Source organism: Azotobacter beijerinckii (assembly GCF_900110885.1).
GTDB lineage: Bacteria > Pseudomonadota > Gammaproteobacteria > Pseudomonadales > Pseudomonadaceae > Azotobacter > Azotobacter beijerinckii.
This window is the reverse complement of the sequence record NZ_FOFJ01000146.1, coordinates 1-2,221: the sequence shown is the minus strand read 5'-3', so window position 1 is coordinate 2,221 and position 2,221 is coordinate 1. Positions and strand designations below refer to the sequence as shown.

General features: G+C 56.3%; 2 protein-coding genes and 1 pseudogene. 2 read left to right on the top strand and 1 reads right to left on the bottom strand.

The features are described from left to right. Nucleotides 1–36 precede the first annotated feature (36 nt). A pseudogene (locus BMY22_RS25160) lies at nucleotides 37–147 on the top strand (IS630 family transposase); the annotation flags it as partial. A 189-nt stretch (nucleotides 148–336) separates the two neighbouring features. Here BMY22_RS25160 and BMY22_RS23195 read toward each other — a convergent pair. Next, nucleotides 337–951 carry an alpha/beta fold hydrolase gene (locus tag BMY22_RS23195; RefSeq protein WP_090625674.1) on the bottom strand — a complete coding sequence of 205 codons (615 nt, stop codon included), beginning with the start codon at nucleotides 949–951 and terminating at the stop codon, nucleotides 337–339. Between the two features lie 469 nt (nucleotides 952–1,420). Here BMY22_RS23195 and BMY22_RS23190 point away from each other — a divergent pair, with 469 nt between their 5' ends. Continuing rightward, the gene (locus tag BMY22_RS23190; protein ID WP_244158985.1) at nucleotides 1,421–2,068 is read left to right on the top strand and encodes a DUF1003 domain-containing protein; all 648 of its coding nucleotides are present in this window, start codon (nucleotides 1,421–1,423) and stop codon (nucleotides 2,066–2,068) included. The last annotated feature ends 153 nt before the right edge of the window (nucleotides 2,069–2,221 follow it).

The window sequence follows — 2,221 nt, the reverse complement described above, 5'->3', positions numbered from 1 at the left end:
GAGCAGCCATGCAACAGCTAACTCAGACATAGCCTAAAAAAGACCGCGCATGCGGCCGAGCAGCAACGGCCGGACGTCCAGGCAGCCCGGCAGGAGTGGTTCGAGGAACAACCCGGTTTCGACTGGCGCAAGCTGATCTTCGTCGAAAACGCTCTAGCGAGGCTTTCCAGCCGCTCAGACAGGTGCTTTTCAGACGCAGGATGCGCAGGCCGGCACCGGGCGTTTCCAGCAGTCGTTCATGCCCACGGATGCAAACGCCGGGCGGGCATGGCTGGCGAATCGGAGTGAGGGCGTGTCATAAACTCCGATCATAGCGCCCGGGGCCACCGTTGTTCTTCAGCCCTTGGCCAGATGCCTGTCGATCAGCGACGCCACCTCGGTGGCGAGGATTTTGGCCAGGCGGTGGTCGCCGCCGGGGAAGACGTGCAGTTCGGCGCGAGGCAGCAGCTCAGCGAGACGCTGGCCGACCCTGACGGGACTGATCGGGTCGTCATCGCCCCACAGCAACAACGTCGGCATCCGCAGCTCTGCCAGCCGAGGCGTCAAGTCTTCGCGATAGTCGATGAACCACTGCGGCACGACCAAGTTTGCCTCGGCGAACAAGGGGCGCCAGTCCTGCGCGCCCAAGCTCTCCATATCCATTCCGCCCGAAGTCGCGGCCAGCACCAGATGGGTAACCAGCTCGGGCCGCTCAAGCGCCACCAGCATGGCCACAACCCCGCCCATCGACTGCGCCACCAACGCCGTGGGCTGGTCGATCTCGGCCATGACGCGCGCTACCAGATCGGCAAAGCTGGTCACGCCCGGATCGGCCGGTGTTGAACCCAAGCCGGGCCAGCCGACATAGACCTGTTGCGCAGGATGAGCGAGCAGTTCGCCGGCCGGCCTCCAGAATCGCGTGCTGCCGGAGGCGCCGGGGAGGAACAGGAGTTTGGAGGGGGAGGAATACACGGGGCCAGTCCTTGGAAGTGTTGTTTGAGAGGAGCGACGCCATAGTAATGATGGACAAGAAAAGCGTTGTCCATTCGACTTATTATCGATCATCCGGACTCCCTTCGGGCGGGCTCACGGAACGCCATACGACCTTGCTACGCAAGGCCATAATCGGCACTCTCCGGCCAAGAACGGCATCGCCAGCGACCGGCTCCCAGGAGGAAATGACATCAGCTCAACGTCCTGCCGGATATCTGCTTGTGAGGCCGGCCGGTTCGGCGTCAGCGACTTGGAGCGAAGAGGGTGAGGATCTCGCAGCCGTTACCGACCAAGAGGTACAATCACAAAGCTACCCTGCCCGTCAGCGATGGGCAGACAGGCAAGCGTTGTCCACCCTCTCGTCACTCAGACTAACTCATCGACTACCTTGCCAATTATGGAAAAAAATGGCTTCCACACATGCTCCGTCTGCGGAAAAAGCTTCCCCATGCGAAGCCTCATTCCAAGTGGATCGATACGCGATGTAATCGCGTCAGAAATTTCCCGAGATCACTCCGATTTACCATCGAATTATTTTATTTGCTACACAGACTTGGCGAAGTACCGCGCCAACTATGTGCACACACTGCTCAAATCAGAAAAAGGCGAACTCACAACGCTTGAGCAGGAAGTTTTACACAGCATGCAAAACCATGAACTTCTCACAAAGAACGTAGATGAGGAATTCGACCAATCCTGGTCGCTTGGGGAAAGGCTGGCCGACCGAATCGCGACCTTTGGTGGAAGCTGGTCATTTCTTATATCGTTTGCTATTTTTCTCTCAATCTGGATCATTATCAACTCGGTTATTTTACTCATCCACCCGATAGATCCTTACCCATTTATCCTTTTGAACCTTGTCCTCTCTTGCCTGGCATCCATCCAAGCCCCCATCATCATGATGAGTCAGAACCGGCAAGAGGCCAAAGACCGGCTACGCTCCCAGCACGACTATCAAGTAAACCTGAAGGCAGAACTCGAAATTCGTCACCTGCACGAAAAAGTCGACCACCTTCTATCGCATCAATGGAGTCGACTGGCTCAAATACAGGAAATCCAGTTAGACCTCCTGTCGGAGATGAATAAAGAACACTAGAGCCTAATCTAATAGGGCGCTGTACCTAATCTTACTGTGTCATTAAATTGAGCTACAGTGAGAGGTTGTGAAAAATTCAAGCCACTGCTGAGCCCCCTTCAAAACCCCCGCTAAAACGTTGCGCTACGTGAAAAGTGAGACTATTTGGTCCGC